The organism is Stenotrophomonas sp. GQ19, from assembly GCF_059758695.1.
This window is the reverse complement of record NZ_JCAXES010000024.1, coordinates 1-354: the sequence shown is the minus strand read 5'-3', so window position 1 is coordinate 354 and position 354 is coordinate 1. Positions and strand designations below refer to the sequence as shown.

Sequence of the window (354 nt, the reverse complement as noted above, 5' to 3'; positions counted from 1 at the left end):
TGCAACTGCGGGAAGCCAACGAGAAAGCGCAGCTTTTCGAAGCCATCGTCGATGTTCTCAAAGAGGACTACGGGGTGCGGATCGTAAAAAAGCCTTCCGGCAAGTCCTCACGCAAGGGCGCCTCCAAGGCCTAAGCGTGGCAAGGGCTTGCCGACATTTCGGCATTAGTCGGCAGGCGTACTACAAAGCCGGCCATCGCCAACAACAGCAGCTGGTCGAGGGCGCGCGGGCGATCGCCTTGGTGGGTGGCTATCGGGCCCGTCAGCCACGCATCGGCACCCGCAAGCTCCACGGTCTGATCAGGCCGGCACTGCAGGAATCGGGGATAGCGATGGGGCGGGACCGCCTGTTTGG

At 62.4% G+C, this 354-nt stretch carries 1 protein-coding gene; it reads right to left on the bottom strand.

Translation table 11 applies throughout. The annotated features are described in order from the left end of the window. Positions 1-130: 130 nt before the first annotated feature. Positions 131-354, bottom strand: a 224-nt coding sequence (locus AC6CHL_RS20770; RefSeq protein ID WP_498296045.1) for a hypothetical protein, incomplete at its 5' end; no start/stop codon positions are given.